At 66.0% G+C, this 16,730-nt stretch carries 13 protein-coding genes, 1 tRNA gene, 2 rRNA genes and 2 pseudogenes (1 of these 18 cut by a window edge); 8 read left to right on the forward strand and 10 right to left on the reverse strand.

Annotated features, from left to right (window positions below; translation table 11 throughout):
- Positions 1 to 90, forward strand: a 23S ribosomal RNA gene (locus tag K9D25_RS06470); it begins 2,731 nt to the left of the window's first position.
- A 107-nt stretch (positions 91 to 197) separates the two neighbouring features.
- Positions 198 to 312, forward strand: a 5S ribosomal RNA gene (gene rrf / locus K9D25_RS06475).
- A gap of 268 nt (positions 313 to 580) precedes the next feature.
- Here the strand turns inward: rrf and K9D25_RS06480 are convergent.
- A complete protein-coding gene (locus K9D25_RS06480; protein WP_244450043.1) occupies positions 581 to 760 on the reverse strand; it encodes a hypothetical protein in 180 nt (59 codons plus the stop codon).
- Positions 761 to 787: 27 nt separating this feature from the next.
- On the opposite strand from K9D25_RS06480, the gene K9D25_RS06485 reads away from it, so the two are divergent.
- From K9D25_RS06485 to K9D25_RS06490, 3 genes and pseudogenes are all read left to right on the forward strand, one after another.
- Complete coding sequence (locus K9D25_RS06485; RefSeq protein ID WP_244450044.1) at positions 788 to 1,609, forward strand: N-acetylmuramoyl-L-alanine amidase; 822 nt, start codon at positions 788 to 790, stop codon at positions 1,607 to 1,609.
- 10 nt (positions 1,610 to 1,619) lie between these two features.
- Positions 1,620 to 1,766, forward strand: a pseudogene (locus K9D25_RS25060) (IS630 family transposase); the annotation flags it as partial.
- 61 nt (positions 1,767 to 1,827) lie between these two features.
- Positions 1,828 to 2,004: pseudogene (locus K9D25_RS06490) on the forward strand (IS3 family transposase); the annotation flags it as partial.
- A gap of 220 nt (positions 2,005 to 2,224) precedes the next feature.
- Here the strand turns inward: K9D25_RS06490 and K9D25_RS06495 are convergent.
- Positions 2,225 to 2,314, reverse strand: a tRNA-Ser gene (locus K9D25_RS06495).
- Positions 2,315 to 3,012: 698 nt separating this feature from the next.
- Between K9D25_RS06495 and K9D25_RS06500 the strand changes: the two genes are divergently transcribed.
- Positions 3,013 to 3,711: a L,D-transpeptidase family protein gene (locus K9D25_RS06500; RefSeq protein WP_432207917.1), complete on the forward strand. Its 699-nt coding sequence runs from the start codon at positions 3,013 to 3,015 to the stop codon at positions 3,709 to 3,711.
- 301 nt (positions 3,712 to 4,012) lie between these two features.
- Entirely contained in the window at positions 4,013 to 6,118 is a 2,106-nt protein-coding gene (locus K9D25_RS06505; protein ID WP_244450046.1) for a glycosyltransferase family 39 protein, read from the forward strand.
- Between the two features lie 27 nt (positions 6,119 to 6,145).
- Here the strand turns inward: K9D25_RS06505 and fghA are convergent, their stop codons facing one another.
- From fghA to K9D25_RS06525, 4 genes are all read right to left on the reverse strand, one after another.
- Complete coding sequence (gene fghA, locus K9D25_RS06510) at positions 6,146 to 6,982, reverse strand: S-formylglutathione hydrolase (RefSeq protein ID WP_244450813.1); 837 nt, start codon at positions 6,980 to 6,982, stop codon at positions 6,146 to 6,148.
- 11 nt (positions 6,983 to 6,993) lie between these two features.
- Positions 6,994 to 8,121, reverse strand: a complete 1,128-nt coding sequence (locus K9D25_RS06515) for an S-(hydroxymethyl)glutathione dehydrogenase/class III alcohol dehydrogenase (protein WP_244450047.1) — start codon at positions 8,119 to 8,121, stop codon at positions 6,994 to 6,996.
- 27 nt (positions 8,122 to 8,148) lie between these two features.
- Complete coding sequence (locus K9D25_RS06520) at positions 8,149 to 8,430, reverse strand: metal/formaldehyde-sensitive transcriptional repressor (RefSeq protein ID WP_244450048.1); 282 nt, start codon at positions 8,428 to 8,430, stop codon at positions 8,149 to 8,151.
- Between the two features lie 184 nt (positions 8,431 to 8,614).
- Complete coding sequence (locus tag K9D25_RS06525) at positions 8,615 to 9,409, reverse strand: alpha/beta fold hydrolase (RefSeq protein ID WP_244450049.1); 795 nt, start codon at positions 9,407 to 9,409, stop codon at positions 8,615 to 8,617.
- A gap of 145 nt (positions 9,410 to 9,554) precedes the next feature.
- Between K9D25_RS06525 and K9D25_RS06530 the strand changes: the two genes are divergently transcribed.
- Positions 9,555 to 10,034 carry a MarR family winged helix-turn-helix transcriptional regulator gene (locus tag K9D25_RS06530; protein ID WP_244450050.1) on the forward strand — a complete coding sequence of 160 codons (480 nt, stop codon included), beginning with the start codon at positions 9,555 to 9,557 and terminating at the stop codon, positions 10,032 to 10,034.
- Positions 10,035 to 10,086: 52 nt separating this feature from the next.
- Here the strand turns inward: K9D25_RS06530 and K9D25_RS06535 are convergent, their stop codons facing one another.
- Genes K9D25_RS06535 through K9D25_RS06550 form a run of 4 tightly spaced genes read right to left on the reverse strand, consistent with a single transcriptional unit; the run spans position 10,087 to position 16,725 of the window.
- A complete protein-coding gene (locus K9D25_RS06535) occupies positions 10,087 to 10,878 on the reverse strand; it encodes a 4'-phosphopantetheinyl transferase superfamily protein (RefSeq protein WP_244450051.1) in 792 nt (263 codons plus the stop codon).
- A 1-nt stretch (position 10,879) separates the two neighbouring features.
- A complete protein-coding gene (locus K9D25_RS06540; protein WP_244450052.1) occupies positions 10,880 to 13,945 on the reverse strand; it encodes an efflux RND transporter permease subunit in 3,066 nt (1,021 codons plus the stop codon).
- Positions 13,946 to 13,957: 12 nt separating this feature from the next.
- Positions 13,958 to 15,070, reverse strand: a complete 1,113-nt coding sequence (locus tag K9D25_RS06545) for an efflux RND transporter periplasmic adaptor subunit (RefSeq protein WP_244450053.1) — start codon at positions 15,068 to 15,070, stop codon at positions 13,958 to 13,960.
- Complete coding sequence (locus K9D25_RS06550) at positions 15,067 to 16,725, reverse strand: efflux transporter outer membrane subunit (RefSeq protein WP_432207918.1); 1,659 nt, start codon at positions 16,723 to 16,725, stop codon at positions 15,067 to 15,069. Before K9D25_RS06550 ends, K9D25_RS06545 begins: the two co-directional genes overlap by 4 nt.
- Positions 16,726 to 16,730: the final 5 nt, after the last annotated feature.

Consider the following 16,730-nt stretch of genomic DNA (forward strand, 5'->3'; position numbering starts at 1 on the left):
CGTGGAAGACGACCACGTTGATAGGCCGGGTGTGTAAGTATGGCAACATATTGAGCTTACCGGTACTAATCGTTCGATTGGCTTGATCGTTCTCATCCTCGATGGCCATCCCATCAGGATCAAAGACATCCAAAGACCAGGCGCAAACGCGCCGACCCAAAAGGGTCCTTGCTTCGCAAATTGCTGTGCTTCGCCGGCCTGGTGGCCATTGCGAGGAGCCCCAACCCGATCCCATCCCGAACTCGGCCGTTAAACTCCTCAGCGCCGATGGTACTATGTCTCAAGACCTGGGAGAGTAGGTCGCTGCCAGGCCTGCTAAGCACAGCAAACACGCTCCTTCACAAACCAACCAAAACCCCGCCCGTGAGAAATCACAGGCGGTGTTTTGCTGTCGTGAATGGTGCCCCACAGAGATCCATCAGCGCACGCGCTGGTTGCGCCTCAGTCGTGTTCGTCTATCCTGCCCCAAGTCAAACCCGGGGCGGAGGCGGTCGTGGGGAATGCCTAAGGCGCAGCACCGGCCGCCAGACTCGCCGGGCAAGGGAAGGCCGGGCCGCGGCCGTCGCCGCGTTTCAGCTTCTCAGCGGCGCAGGCCACCATTATCGCTGCGCTTCTCGCCGCCTTTGGCGCAGTTGTCGGCCATGCTGTCTCGGGCTGGGTCACGCGAGAGACCGCGCTGCTCCATGCCCAAGCCGAGCTTGCTCAGCAGGCCAGGCGCCTCACCCACGAAATCGCGCAGCAGAATGAGAAGCAGCAGCATGAGATCTCTATCGAACGACAGAGATTTGTGCAGCAAACGATTAGCGCTGCCATAGCGCGCGGAACGGAGGAGGAGCAGCGTCGCGCGCTCCGCTTCTACGCCACAATCGGCATTATTGCCGAACCCTATGCGCAGAAGATTCTCGACCTTCCCGAGGACAAGCTGCCGGTGGCGGCGGCTCAGGCACCCGCCGCCGCAATTGCGCCCTTCGGCGGCCGCCTGTGGGGCGAGGGATCGACGGCGAGTGGGCTCGTTTTGCCGACACTCAGCATTGTCGACGGCAAAGTGGTGTCGCAGGGCGATATCAATGTCGACTTCATCCCGACCGCGTCAATTGGCGGCCGTTTCGAGGCAGCAGATCCACGCTTCATCGTGCTCGATTTCGCAGCGACGGATACGGCGGCAGGGCTTGTTAGCAGGCTCTCGACGCCGAATACGAACGCCTCGGTTCACCTTGTCATCACCAGGGACGGCGGCATCATTCAGATGGTGCCGTTGGACCGGATTGCCTGGCACGCGGGGGCCAGCGAATGGAAGGGGCTCCGCGGGTTGAACGCACGCAGTATCGGGATTGATTTTGTCAACAACGGCCAGCTCCATAGCCGTCAGGATGGTGTTTGGACGACATGGGACGGCAAAATCGTGCCCGACGCGCGCGTTTGCGCGCAGGACAGGACGGGCGGCAACCGGACGGTCGGTTTTGAGTGCTACAGCGAAGCGCAGATCGCCACGTCTGTCGCGCTTGTTCGGGCGTTGAAGCAAAGCTATCCGACGTTGATCGAGGTCGTCACCCAATCGGACATATCGCCGGGGCGGAAGATTGGTCCCGGCCCCCCTTTCCACTGGTAGTCTTCAGATGATGCGGCGAAAGCACGTCGGCGCAGCCGGTCACCGAGAGGCGAGCCGCTGCGGTATTCCTCACGGCCGTTGGAAAACGACGACCTTCGTCGCAGGACTGTGCCTGGCCAGAATCGCCGCGCCCTTGGTGCTCGACGGCCCGATACACGCCGCCCCTAAGCCTTGATGCAGCTTGACGTTCGTCTGGCCATAGAGCGCGGATGATGAGGCTCAATCGCAGCCCGAGTGAGCATGCCCGGCACGATGACGTGCTCGCGATGGCGATCGACCGGAGCCTCAAGAGCAGCGATCGAACCTATGGCGCACGACGCGTCTGGCACGATGTGCTGGCGGCGGGGCTCTCCCGCGGGCTGCATCGGGTCGAACGGATCATACGGGAGCATGGTTGCGAGCCCGGCAGCCCGATCGAGTTCGAGGAGCGAGCTAAATTAGCTTAATCTCATGTCGACGGAACCGGCAGCAAGCCAGAGCCCCGCATTAGCCTCGCGAGGGGTGTTGAGCAGGGGAAAATTGGGCGCGCATTCTAGGGGCACAACGTATTTGCGCTCCATCGAGAACATTGCCTAAGCTTTTGAAATATAAAGCCTTGCTAGGCCGGCGGGGCGCTGGCGGAGAGGGTGGGATTCGAACCCACGGTACGCTTGCACGCACAACGGTTTTCGAGACCGTCCCGATCGACCACTCCGGCACCTCTCCACATGCGGGCGCGGGGTCAGTCGCGCCGAGATGTGGGCTCCATAGCCGAGCCACGTGCTCCGCACAAGTACCCAAGCCGTCCGACTGCCGATTCATGGCTTCCTTCGCCACCATGGAGCAGACTGCCTCCGAAACAATGGAACAAGGAATGCGCGCGCCGCCAGATTCCGGCTGAATCGTCGGTACGGCCAACCGGCGCGGCTAACCGGCGGCGGGTAGGTGTGAGTGAATCATCGCGGCAGGCAAGGATCTGTACGGACTTTGGGGGGACCAACTTTCCCGCCGCACCGCCATGTCGGCGGTGCGATGCGGTACCGCGCGACGCCGGCACGAAGCGCGCCATAGCCACCCGCCGAGCGAAGGCGCCATGGCCTCGGTCGATCCGGATGCCGTATCAATTCGGTCTCGCCCGAAGAAAACGCCTAAAGCCCCAGGCTGGGCTATTTCTGGAAACCTCGAAATGAGCGACCCGCCGAGCCTTGGCTCTGCCCCGACGGAAACCGCTCGCAAGCGCGGCATCGGCGGCACGTGGCCTTGCCGGTAAGGCTTTATGGCGTGTTTATGGCGCCATCGGCCGCGTCGGGCGCAGTGCAGGGCTGCGCTTGCCAGTATGGCGTCGCGAGCGTTATCTCCTCGTATCTTGAGGCATGAAGCCCCGTGGGCTGGCCTCCTTTTGCGCGCCTTATGGGATACCAGAGATGATGAGCGACAGTCGCACAGCCGGTGAGAGGGTTGCGGGCGCCCGCAGCCTGGTGGGCGGGATCAGCCGCCGCGGCTTCCTCGCCGGCTCGGCGCTCAGCCTCGGCGCGTTGGGTCTGGCGGGCTGCGCCAACCCGGACGGGATGAGCCTCGCCGAGGCGGCCAAGGTCTATGGCCCGGTGCCGGAGGAGAAATTCCCCATTCCGGCGGTCGATGTCAGCAAGGTCAATCCGAAATATTTCCGCCGCACCGTCCGCTACGAAACCGACGAGGCGCCGGGTACCATCATCGTCGACCCGAAGAATTACTATGTGTACCGCGTCGAGGGGGATGGCATGGCGACCCGCTACGGCGCCAATGTCGGCCGCGAGGGCTTCCTGTGGAGCGGTGACGCCTATGTCGGGCGCAAGAGCGAATGGGCGACGTGGACACCGCCCAAGGAAATGATCAAGCGCCAGCCGGAAGCGGCCAAATATGCCCGCGGCATGCCAGGCGGCCTCGACAATCCGCTGGGTGCGCGCACGCTGCATCTTTACCAGAACGGCGTCTACACGCTGTACACGATCTACGCGACGAGCGATCCGGAATCGATTGGCTCGGGGGTTACCAGCGGCTGCGTCGGGCTTCTGAGCCAGGACATGATCCAGCTCTATAACGAAACCCCGGTGAAGACCAAGGTGGTGGTACTGCCCGCCTAGGCAAGCAGAATGTGCGTGCGCAGGGCGTATCGTCGGCCTGAAGGCAATTGCCGTACCCGCGTCATGCCGCGCCGCTCGCCTGACATCTGCATCTGAAGGTGCGTTGGACCTTCGGAGAACCCGGGCCGCCGCACCTGCCAAGGTTAGGGCTCCCTCCTTGGTGCCCGCTGCCTTTTTCCGTGGAAGCGGGAACCGTCAGCAAACTGTCAGCGCTTCTGCCCGAAATTTGCCGTGAGGGCGGTATTGTGATGGCGGCCGCCAGGGGCGCCGTCACGGCCTGCCCGGTCAAGCGGGTGAACGGATGGACGGCAGTGCGGAGCGCCCGGTCTCGGACGACGGAGCATCCTGGACGGGTGCGGGGAACGCCGCCCTAACAACGTCAGGCATCTCGCGGGCCGGGTCTCTCTGGCGCCTGCGGGACGACGTGGCGCACCTGCTTCCTCTACACGGGGTACAGCCTTTCATGGCGGCCGGCCTGGTCGGCATGGGGATCGATCTCCTCGCCTTCCTGGCGCTGCTCGGCCTCGGCCTCGGGGTGATGGGCGCGCAGCTTGTCAGTTTCGCACTCTCGACCTTCTGCCTGTTCGGGCTGAGCTTGCGGTGGGTGCAGCCGCGCCTCGGCGTTACGCTCCGTCCGCCCAGGGCTGAACTTTCCGGACGCATCGCCGCGGTGGTCATGCTGGCACTGGCGCTGCGGAGCGGAATACTGGCGAGCGCCGCAGCTCTTGTCGGCCTGCCCGCGCCCCTCGCCATCCTGCCCGCGATCGCCGCGACCGCGATGGTGAACGCACTCGGCGTGGGGTTCTTCGTCTGGCCGGGGGCGCTGGCGCCCCTTTCGCGCACGGCGCGCTGGCGGCTGGCCGCCGTCGGGGTGGTGGCCTACAGCGTCGCGCTGCGGCTGATGTATCTCGGCGTCACCGAACTGATCCCGCAGGAGGCCTATTACTGGAACTACGCCCAGCATCTCGATATCGGTTATCTCGACCATCCGCCGATGGTGGCGTGGCTGATCTGGATCGGCACGGGGCTGTTCGGCAATACCGAGTTCGGTGTCCGCATCGCGGCCTGGCTATGTTGGGGCGCGACTGCCTTCTTCAGTTTCGGCCTGGCCATACGACTATTCGGTCGTTCCGCCGCTTTCGTCACCGTTCTGCTGGTCGCCGTGCTGCCGTTCTATTTCGGCACCGGCCTTGTCATGACGCCCGATGCGCCGCTTACCGCCTTCTGGGCCGGGACGTTGTATTTCCTGGAGCGGGCCCTGCGCGGTGGCCAGGCGAATGCCTGGTGGGGCGCCGGCCTCTGCCTCGGCCTCGGCCTCCTGTCGAAGTACACGATCGGTCTCCTGGTGCCGGCGGCCTTTCTGTTCATGCTGATCGACGCGCGGGCGCGGGCGTGGTTCCGGCGACCGGAGCCCTATCTCGCGGGCCTCATTGCTGTGCTGGTCTTCTCGCCCGTCATCATCTGGAACCTTGAAAACGACCTAGCTTCCTTCGCCTTCCAGAGCACACGCCGGGTCAGTGGCAGTTTCCGCTTCTCGCTGCCCGAACTGATACTGGGCATTGCCGGTCTGTTGACACCTATCGGGCTGATGGCCGCTGTCGGCGTGCTGTGGCTGCGCGAGCGGGGCGTGCGGCGCACGGCAGTGGTCCCTGAAGTGCAGGAGGTCGACCGGCGCCGCTGGCGTTTCGTCGGGGTGTTCACCCTCGTCCCGCTTTCGGTTTTCGTCGTCTTCAGCCTGTTCCACATGTCGCGGCTGAACTGGACGGGGCCGCTCTGGCTGGCGGTCCTGCCGGCGGTGGCGGCCAGCCTCCTCGCGGCATCGAGCCACATCGGTGGGGCTCAGCGGTGGCTGCAGCGCGCCTTCGTGCCCACCATTGCCATCACGCTGGTGCTGTGCGGCCTCGGGCTGGGCTATCTCGTCGCCGGCGTGCCGGGACTGCAGCGGTTTTCACCGTTTCCCGCCGTGCCGGTCGCCTGGCGTGACTTCGGCGCCCAGGCGGCAAGCCTCGCCGAGGAGGTGAGGGCGTCCACCGGGGAGGAACCGGTACTGATCGGCCTCGACCTCTACAATGTTGCGAGCCAGCTTGCCTTCTATGCCGCGGGACCCGATGCCGCGCACGGCATGTCCGTCGGGCGCGGTGTTCTCGGCCAACCTGCCCTCATGTACAGCTATTGGTACCGGCCGGAAACGGTTGGGGGTCGGCGGGCTGTGCTGTTTTCCTTCTCGCAGCGGCAAATCGAGAACCCCCTCCTGCCCCGATCTTTCGATGGGCTCGGCGAGGTGAAGCGGCGCGACGTGACGCGCGATGGCCGCGTGGTGGGCCACTTCTTCTACCGGATCGGGCGCCTCAAGGCGCAGCCGGCCGTGGACGGCTCGATTTTCGCGCTGCCGTTCACAGCCGACTGATCCAGCGACGCGGGCCGCCGCCGCGTCTTAGCGGCGGAGGCGGGCGGCGTGCCAGGCGATGTGGTCCGCCATGAAGGTGGAGATGAAGAAATAGGAATGGTCGTAGCCCTCGCGCAGATGCAGCGTGAGGGGAATGCCCGCCTCCCGGCAGGCATCGGCCAGAAGCTGCGGGCGCAAACCGGTGTCCAGGAATGGATCGGCGCCGCCCTGATCGACCAGGAACTCGGGGAAACGCTTCCCGTCCTCGATCAGCGCCACCGCGTCATAGGCCCGCCAGGCGCTTTCATCCGTGCCGAGATATTTCTCCAGCGCCGGCCGCGACCAGTCCGCCGTGCTCGGCTGCACGATCGGCGCGAAGGCGGAACAGCTGCGGAATCGGTCCGGATGCTTCAGCGCCAGAGTGAGGGCGCCGTGCCCGCCCATGGAATGGCCGAAGATGCCCTGCCGGCTCATATCCGCCGGAAACTGCGCCGCGACGAGGGCGGTGAGTTCGTCGACGAGGTAGGAATACATCCGGTAATGCGTGGCGTAGGGCGCCTGGGTGGCGTCGAGATAGAAGCCAGCGCCGGAGCCGAACTGCCAATTGTCCGGCTCGTCCGGCACGTCGCCGCCGCGCGGGCTGGTGTCGGGCGCGACGATGATGACGCCATGCGCGGCCGCGGCGGCGCGGTACTCGCCCTTTTCCATCACATTGGCATGGGTGCAGGTGAGGCCCGACAGATACCACAGCACCGGAACGGGTCCCTGCGCCGCCTGCCGCGGCACAAAGACGGCGAAGGTCATCGGTGTGCCGGTGACGCGCGAGTCGTGCCGATACACGCCCTGCACGCCGCCATGCGACTTCGCCTTGGAGACGGTTTCCATCGTCGTTGCCATCAGTAGATCACCACGGAGCGGATCGATTTGCCCTCATGCATCAGGTCGAAGGCGGTGTTGATCTCGTCGAGCGGCATGGTGTGGGTGATGAGGTCGTCGATGTTGATCTTGCCCTCCATGTACCAGTCGACAATCTTCGGCACATCGGTGCGCCCGCGCGCGCCGCCGAAGGCGGAGCCGCGCCAGTTGCGGCCGGTGACGAGCTGGAACGGGCGGGTGGCGATTTCCGCCCCGGCCGGCGCGACGCCGATGACGATGGAGGTGCCCCAGCCGCGATGGCAGGCTTCCAGCGCCTGGCGCATGACGTTGACATTGCCGGTGCAGTCGAAGGTGAAGTCCGCGCCGCCATCGGTGAGGTCCTGGATCGCCTGAACCACCTTGTCGCTGCCGACGTCCAGCGGGTTGATGAAGTCGGTCATGCCGAACTTCTTCGCCATCTCGACCTTGGCCGGGTTGATGTCAACGCCGATGATCTTGTCGGCACCGACCATGCGGGCGCCCTGGATCACGTTGAGGCCGATGCCGCCCAGGCCGAAGACCACGACATTGGCGCCGGGCCAGACCTTGCCGGTATAGACCACCGCGCCGATGCCGGTGGTGACGCCGCAGCCGATGTAGCAGATCTTGTCGAAGGGCGCGTCCTCGCGCACCTTGGCGAGCGCGATCTCCGGCAGCACGGTGAAGTTGGAGAAGGTCGAGCAGCCCATATAGTGGAAGATCTCGCCGCTCTGGGCGCCCACCCGCTCGCAGGAAAAGCGCGTCGTGCGGTCGGGCATCAGGCCCTGGCCCTGGGTGGCGCGGATCGAGGTGCACAGGTTAGAGCGCTGCGACAGGCAGGTTTTGCACTGCCGGCATTCCGGCGTGTAGAGCGGAATGACGTGATCGCCCACCTTGAGCGAGGTGACACCGGCGCCGACCTCGCGCACGATGCCCGCGCCCTCATGGCCGAGAATGGCGGGGAACTTGCCCTCGGAATCCAGCCCGTCCAGCGTATAGGCATCGGTGTGGCAAACACCGGTCGCCATGATCTCCACCAGCACCTCGCCGGGCTTGGGCCCGCCGATCTCGATGGTTTCGATGGTCAGCGGCTTCTTGGCTTCCCAGGCGACGGCGGCACGCGATTTCATGGACTTCTCCCTCTCGGATCTCGTCGGCTATTTCAGATAGGTACGCAGGATCTTCATGATGGCGTCGAGCTCGTCGCTGGCGGGCGTCACGCCTGCCACGCCGATGGCATGACCGATGCTCTCGCGCAGGTGGATGTCGAGCACCTCGGCCATCAGCCCGCCGGCCGCGCCGCGAAGGGCGGCGATCTGCTGCAGCAGAACGCCGCATTCGGCTTCCGCCTCGATCGCCCGCTCCAGCGCCTCGGCCTGGCCCTTGATGCGGCGCAGCCGCGTCAGGGCGCGTTTCTTGTCGTCAGGGGAATGCGGCATTCAGGCTTCCCGTGTCGCTGGCCGCGTTGGTCTGGGCGCATCAATATACTGGAGGGAGTATGCGCGCAAGGCAGGGTGGGTGCACTCCTGGCCATGAAAGGACGCAAAATGGCACGGCAGGCGGAGCCAAAGGCGCCGCCTGCCGGTGATGTGGTCCGGGATCTGTGGTGGGAGCTCCGTGCCTCTACTGGGCGGCGGCGCTGGCGCTTCGGGCGGCCGCGTCGATCACGTCGGCGACGACCTTGGGCTGGGTCATGAACACGGCGTGGCTCGCGGGAACCTCGGTGACCTTGGCACCGATGCGCTTGGCCATGTGCTGCAGCATGCGCTGGTCGAACGCCTTGTCGTCGGTGGCGATCACCGCCCAGCTCGGCTTGCTGCGCCAGGCCGCCTGGGTCAGCTTCGTGCCGAAGGAGGACATGGCGATCGGCACCTGCGAGTCGCGCATGAAGGCCGCGTCGGCGTCGTTGGTGTCGGCGGCGAAGCCGGCCTTGAACTGCGACGGCTTCACATAGCCGAAGCCATCCTCGCCGATGTCGAGCACGAATTCGGGCGGGGTGACGAAGCCCTCATATTGCTGCGCAGTCGTCTCGCCGGCATCGGGGGAGAGGGCGGAAACGTAGACGAGGCCCGCCACCTTCGGGTCGACGCCGGCTTCGGTGATGACGGTGCCGCCCCAGCTGTGGCCGACCAGAATGGTCGGGCCGTCCTGCCGCGCCAGCGCGCGCTTGGTGGCGGCAACGTCGTCCTCCAGCGAGGTGAGCGGGTTCTGCACGATGGTGACGCGGTAGCCGCGCTGGGTCAGCTGATCGTAGACGCCGCGCCAGCCGGAACCGTCGGCGAAGGCGCCGTGGACGAGCACGACATTGCGGACGGGCTGGGACGCCGGGATACCTTCGGCCGCGGGAGCCGCGACGGCGGTGGACAGGCTGGCGGCGGCGGCCATAGTAGCGAGCAGGCTGCGGGTCTTGATCGTCATGATCGGGCTCCTCATCGATTTGCGATAACGATTATCGCGATAAATGTTTGATAGACGAGTGCCGGCGACCTGTCCAGCGCAAATCTTATCGCGATATTCTTTTTTGCGGCTGCCATCGCTATATTGATGGGGAAGGAGTCCTGTCATGAACGCCAACGCCAACGCCAACGCCAATCCGCCCGTGCCGCTCGACGACCAGCTCTGCTACGCCATTTACTCGGTCGGCATGGCCATCCAGCGCGTCTACAAGCCCCTGCTCGACCAGCTTGGGCTGACCTATCCGCAATATCTTGTGCTCAATGTGCTGTGGCGGGAGGACAAGCTCACCGTCGGTGGCATCGCGGAGAAGCTGGCGCTTGAATCGAGCACACTCACGCCGCTTCTCAAGCGGCTTGAAGCCGGGGGCCTGCTGCGTCGCACCCGCAATCCCGACAATGAGCGCCAGGTCGTCGTTGCACTCACCGATGAAGGCCGCGCGCTCAAGAGCAAGGCGGGGTGTCTCGGGAATGCGCTGTTGCTGGCATCCGGTCAAAGTCCGGCGCAGCTCGGTGCGATGAACCGCGACATGCGCGATCTGCGCGACGCGCTCTATACCCATCTCGGCGACTGGTCCGCGCCGAGTTGACCCGCGACACGGGCGCGTTTCGGCGCGGCCTCCCACGCCGAGGCGGCGCCGTTCACCCGAGCGTGGCGAGCGCGCCGAGCCAGTCGCGCAGCCGGACGGGCAGGGCGCTGCCCTTCCCCTCGCGCCACAGCGCCAGGCGCGGACGCACCACCGCTGCGACGAAGGGATTAGCCGCGAAGGCAAGTCCCTCATACTGCACGAAGTTCGAGAACTGCGCCGTGAGGCCGCCCGGCACCGGGGAAAGGTGGGTCACTTCCAACAGGGCGAAGGGCACGGTCAGTCCGGTCCGCAGCGCCTTGGAAAGCGCCTCCTTCAGGCTCCACAGCAGCAAGAGCTGCAGCCCTTCTTCCCCCGGCATGGCGACGCGCACCGCCTCACGCTCGCGCGCCGTTGTCTGCTCCCGCAAGGCGCCGAGATGCGCGGGCACGAAACGTTCGAGATCCACCCCCATGGGGCAAGCCTCGGGATGCGCAAGCGCAAGCGCCGCTGCGCCGGCATGAGCCAAGGTCACCTGCACATTGGCCCGCCCGGGCATCGTCACCACAGGCTGCCCGAACAGGCCGGGCAGGACTCGGATGTCGCGACGATTAAGCTCGGGGGCGAGAAGGCCGAGCGCGTCCTTGGCGGCCCGGCGCCCGGCGAGCAATGACTGGCGCCGGGCGGGAGCCAGGCGTTCTGTTAGCAGCGCCGCCTCGTCGGGCGCAAGGTCGTCGGGCGCGGCCGCTTCGAGTTCGGCGAGCGGCGCCGCCACGAGCGCCATCGCGCCATCAAAGCGCCGGCCGTCGACTTCGAGAGCGAAGGGGGCGGCGCGGCGAAAGCTGCCGGGGGCAGGAGGCGCTGCCATCTCACGCGCGCGCATCGGCGGTGGCCGGCGCGGGCTCGTCGCTGTGGCTCAGCAACAGGTAGAAGGCCGGCACCACGAACAGGGTGAACAGCGTGCCGATGGAAAGGCCGGAGGCGATGACGAGGCCCATATTGTAGCGCGAATTGGCACCCGCGCCGGTGGCGATAATCAGCGGCGTGACGCCCAGCACCATGGCGGCCGTCGTCATCAGGATCGGCCGTAGGCGGATGCTGGCGGCCTCGATCACCGCCTCGCGCTTGGCGAGCCCTTGCTGGCGCAGCGTGTTGGCCACTTCCACCATCAGGATGCCGTGCTTGCTCACCAGCCCCATGAGCGTGACGAGGCCAACCTGGGTGTAGATGTTGATCGTCGCCCCGCCAATACCGAGCCAGATGAACACCAGCGCACCGGCCAGCGACATCGGCACCGATACCAGGATGACGAGCGGATCGCGGAAGCTGTTGAACAGCGACGCCAGCGCCAGGAAGATGATGACCAGCGCCAGCGCGAAGGTGGTGACGAAACCGCCCGATTCTTGCTCCAGCTGGCGCGAGGCACCGGCAAAGCCATAGCTGTAGCCGGCCGGCAGAGCACGCGCGGAGATCGCTTTCAGCTCGTCCAGCGCCTCGCCATCCGAGACGCCCGGCATGGGGATGCCGGAAATGGTCGCGGAGTTCAGCTGCTGGAAATGGTTGAGCGATTGCGGGACGGTCTTCATCTCGATCCAGGCAATGGTCGAGAGCGGGACCGAGGTGCCGTCCGACGCCTTGATATAGTAGTTCAGCAGCTGGTCGGTGTTGAGCCGGTGCTGCTGCTTCACCTGCGGGATGACCTTGTACGACCGGCCGCCGAGGTCGAAATAATTGGCGTAATTGCCACCCAGCATGGTCGCCATCGCCGCGCCGACATCGCTCATGTTGAGGCCGAGCGACGAGACCTTGTCGCGGTCGAAATGGATGGCGGCGTGCGGCTGGTCGATCTTCATGTCGCTGTCGAGGAAGATGAACTTGCCGCTCTTCATCGCCTCGGTGAGGAAGTTCTGCGACGCCTCGTAGAGCCGCTCATAGCTGTCATTGGACTTCAGCACGAACTGGATCGGCAGGCCGCTGCTGCCGGGCAGGGGCGGCAGCTGGAAGGCGGCGACGCGCACGCCGGCGATCTTGTTGAATTCCTGCTGGATCAGCGGCGCCAGCTGCAGCGCCGACACGCTGCGCTCGTCCCACGGCTTGAGCACCCAGCCGCCGATGACCTGTCCGGGCATGTCGATCTGGAAGACGAGATCGGTTTCCGGCCGCTTGTCGAGAATGTCGTAGATCTTCTGCACGTAGAATTCGCGCTGCTCCAGCGTCGCGTTCGGTGCCGCCGTCATCATGGTCAGGATGACGCCCTCATCCTCCGGCGGCGCGAGCTGGGAGGTGGAGTTGGAGTAGAGCCAGTAGATGCTCGACAGCACCAGCGCGCCGAACAGAACGGTGAGCGGCAGCACATGCAGCGAGGCCGAGAGCGCGGCGCGGTAGACCCGGGTGACCGCTTTCATGGCGCCGTCGATAGCGCGCACCATCCGCGCCTCGACCGTGCGGGCGGCGGGGTCATAGGGGGCAAGCAGATAGGCGCAGCTCATCGGCGACAGGGTGAGCGCGATAACCGCCGACACCATCACCGCCGCCACCAGGGTGAAGGCGAACTCGGTGAACAGCGAGCCGGTGAGCCCGCCCTGGAAGCCGACCGGCACATAGACGGCGATCAGCACCGCCGTCATGGCGACGATCGGCCCCGCCAGTTCGCGGGCGGCGGCCATGGCCGCGTCCTTCGGCGAGAGGCCCTGCTCCATGTGGCGGTTCACGCCCTCCACCACGATGATCGCGTCGTCTACGACGAGGCCGATGGCGAGCACCAGCGCCAGCAAGGTGAGCAGGTTGATGGAGAAGCCGAAGGCCAGCATCAGCGCGAAGCTGCCGACCAGCGAGAGCGGGATGGCGACGATGGGGATGAACACCGAGCGCCAGGAGCCGAGGAACACGAACACCACCAGCGTCACGATCAGCGCTGCCTGGAACAGCGAGACGACCACTTCATGGATGGAGGTGTTGACGAAATCCGTCGCGTCATAGAGCACCGTCCCGGTGAGGCCGGTCGGCAGGTCGGCGAAGATGCCGGGCAGGATCGAGCGCACCTCGCCGATGACGCTCAAGAGATTGGCCGACGGCGCCACCTGGATGCCGATATAGACGGCGCCCTTGCCGTTGAAGCTGGTGCGCGAATCGTAATCGTCGCTGCCCAGCTCAACCTCGGCCACGTCCTTGAGGCGGATCACCGCGCCGTCGACATTCTTGATGATGAGCTGGCGGAACTCCTCGGCCGAGTGAAGATTGGTCGCGGCGGAGAGCTTCACCTGGATCAGCCGGCCCTTGGTGGTGCCGAGGCCGGCGATGTAGTCATTGGTCTCCAGCGCGGTGGCGACATCGGTCGCGGTCAGGCCGAGCGCGGCGAGCTTGTCCGGATCAAGCCAGGCCCGCAGCGCGAAGTTCTTGCCGCCGAGGATTTCCGCCACCTGCACGCCAGCCACCGCCTGGAGCTTCGGCTGCACCACGCGGGCGACATAGTCCGTGACCTGATTCTCCGCGAGCACGGTGCTGGAGAAGGCGATGTACATCGCGTCGATGGTGGAGCCGGTCTTCAGTTCCAGCACCGGCTGCTGGGTGCCGTTCGGAAGCTGGCTTAGCACCGAGTTGACCTTGGTGCTGATCTCGGTGAGGGCGTCGCCGGTATTGTAGTTCAGGCGCAGATTGACGGTGATGGTGCTGACGCCGGTCTGGCTCGACGAGGTCATGTAGTCGATGCCGTTCGCCTGGGCGATCACGTTCTCCAGCGGCGAGGTGATGAAGCCGGCAATGATGTCGGCGTCGGCGCCGGCATAGGTGGTGGTGACGGTCACCACGCCGTTCTGCATCGCCGGATATTGCAGGATCGGCAGGCCGACCATGGCGCGGAGGCCAATCACCAGAATCAGCGCGCTCACCACCAGCGAGAGCACCGGGCGGCGGACGAAGTGATCGGTAAAGGCCATGATCCGCTCCCGTCAGTCCGACACGGTCGGATTGAGCTCGAACTTGGGCAGATGGCTGTTGTCGATCACCGCCGGCGTGCCGTTGCGCAGCTTGATCTGGCCGGCGACCACGACCGTCTCGCCCTCGGTGAGGCCGGAGACGACGGCGACGAAGTCGCCGCGCGCCTCACCCAGCTTGACGAAGGTCTCCCGCGCCACCAGCCCCTTGCCATCGGCTGTTTTCTCCAGCACGAACACGGTCGAGCCATAGGGATTGGCGACGATGGCCGTCTGCGGCAGGGTGACGAAGTCTTCGGCCGCACCGACATCGAGACTGATCCGGGCGAACATGCCGGGCACCAGCTTGCTGTCCGGATTGGCCAGCGTGGCCCGCACTTTCACGTTGCGGCTGCCGCTCTCGACCTTGGAATTGATCGCGCTCACCGTGCCGGCGAAGGACTGGCCGGGATAGGCATCGACCATCACTTTCACCGGTTCGCCCACGTTCAATGTACCGAAGAACTTCTGGGGCACGAAGAAGTCGGCGAAGAGCGGATCGAGCGCCTGCAGCGTGACGACGGAGGTGCCGGCGCTGAGATATTCGCCGAGATCGACATTGCGGATGCCAAGCCGGCCCGCGAACGGCGCTTTGAGCGTGTAGTAGGAGACCAGCGCCTCCTGCTGCTTCACCAGCGCCTGCGAGTTCTTCAGATTGGCCTCGTCCGTGTCCACCGTGGCCTGGCTCACCGCCTTGATCTTCAGTTGCTCGATGTCGCGCTTCAGGATGATGGCGTTGAGCTCGGCGGTGGCCTTGAGCGAGGCGAGCTTGGCGATCTGGTCCTCGGCGACCAGTTGCAGCAGCGGCGTGCCGGCTTTCACCGTCTGGCCGGATTCGAAGGACAGCGATTCCACGACGCCGGAGACCTGCAGCGAGAGGTCGGCGCCCTCGGAGGCCACCAGTTCGCCCACCAGTTCCATGGTGGGTTGCCAGCTCTGCTTCTGCGCGGTCTGTGCCGCCACCGTCTGGGCCGGGGCACTGCCATGCGGCGGCGCGGCACCGGGGGCAAAGCGGTCCTTCGTGACATAGAAGGCCGCGCCGGCAAGGGCGGCGACGGCCAGCCACATGATCACACGCGGTTTGCTCACCGGGATGTCTCCTTGGCAGTGCCGGGCTCCGGCGTCGGTGGCAGGTCGGGCAGGCCCGGACGGGTGGCGGCGAGCGCGGGGCCGTCCGGCCCTTCGAAATAGCCGCCATTGCGCGGCGCGGCGTCGGCCGTCTCGTCGACGCGGTTCCACCAGCCGCCACCCAGCGCCTGGAACAGCGCCACCGTGTCGTTGTAGCGCAGCGCCTGGGCCTGGATGCGGGCGATGACGGCGTTCTGATAGGCCTGCTGCGCCTCGATCACGATGGCATAGCCGATGGCGCCGACCTTGAACTGTTCCTGCGCCATCTTCAGGCTGTCGAGCGCCGACTGCTCCGCCAATGCCTGGGCGCGCAGCGTGCCGGCGTCGTATTGCACGGCGCGCAGCGCGTCCGCCACGTTCTGGAAGGCGGTGAGCACCGTGCTTTGATAGAGCGCATAGTCCTGCTCGAAGGTGGCGACGCTCGCCTCCTTGGTGCGGTAGAGTTGCCCGCCGTCCATCAGCGTCTGGGCGATGCTGGCGGCGGCGGTCCAGGCGAGGCCGTTCGGGGTGAACAGCTGGCCCACCTCGAGCGCCTGCGAACTCACCGAGGGGGTGAGGGTGATCTGCGGCAGCAGATTCGCCGTGTTGACCCCCACCGTCGCCGCCGCCTCATGCAGCGTCGCTTCCGCCTGGCGGATGTCGGGGCGCTGCCGCACGAGGTCGGAGGGCAAGCTCACCGGCAGCTTGCGCGGCAGGCGCAGGCTGCGGAGACTGACGCTTTCGCCGCGATCCTCGCTGGGCAGCCGGCCGAGATAGGCCATGAGCTGGTTACGGCCCTGCGCCAGCTGCTTCTGCAGCGGCGGCAGGGTGGCCTGGGTCTGCGCCAGCGTCGTCTGCTGGGCAAGCACGTCGGCCTGCGATACGGCACCCACCTCGAACTGGCGCTGGACGCGGCGCAGCTGGTCGGTCTCCGCCTCGACGATCGCCTGCGTCGCCGCGATCTGGTCGCGCAGCGAGGCGTCGGTGATGGCGGAGGTGATCACATTGGCGATGAGGGTGAGATAGGTCGCTTCCATCTCGAAGCGCTGATACTGCGCCTGCGCATCGGCGGATTCGACCTGCCGACGAATGCCGCCGAATAGATCGAGTGTGTAGGACACGTCGACCGTCGTCTCATAGAGATTGTAGAGCGTTGGTGCGCCCGTCGTGCCGCCCGAGGCGGCGGTGATCTGTTCACGCGTCGCCGAGACATTGCCGGTGACCTGCGGCAGGAACTGCCCGCGCACCTGCAGCGCGGTTTCCCGCGCGGCGCGCAGCGCATATTGCGCCGCCCGGACATCGGGATGGTTGCGCACCGCCTCTTCGACGAAAGCGTTGATCTGCGGCGAGTTGAACTCCTGCCACCACTGTCCACCGACATCGAGCGCGGTGACGAAGCTTTGCGGCGCGCCGCCGGCCACATCGGTCGCCATGGCCGGCTTGGGCCGCGGTTCCACCGTGTAGCCGCTGACGGGCGGGGGCGGCGGTGCCTGGAAGTTCGGACCCACCATACAGCCGCCGAGCAGCAGGACGCCGACAAGCGCGCTCAACCGCCCGCGCGCCCCGGGCGCCGCCCGGTGCGCGGCGTCTTGCGCCGGTCGATGTCTCTCTGTGTCGCGAATCGCGCCGTCCCCCATGGCGT

The sequence above is a fragment of the Ancylobacter polymorphus genome, assembly GCF_022836935.1.
In the GTDB taxonomy this organism is placed as follows: Bacteria; Pseudomonadota; Alphaproteobacteria; order Rhizobiales; family Xanthobacteraceae; genus Ancylobacter; species Ancylobacter polymorphus_A.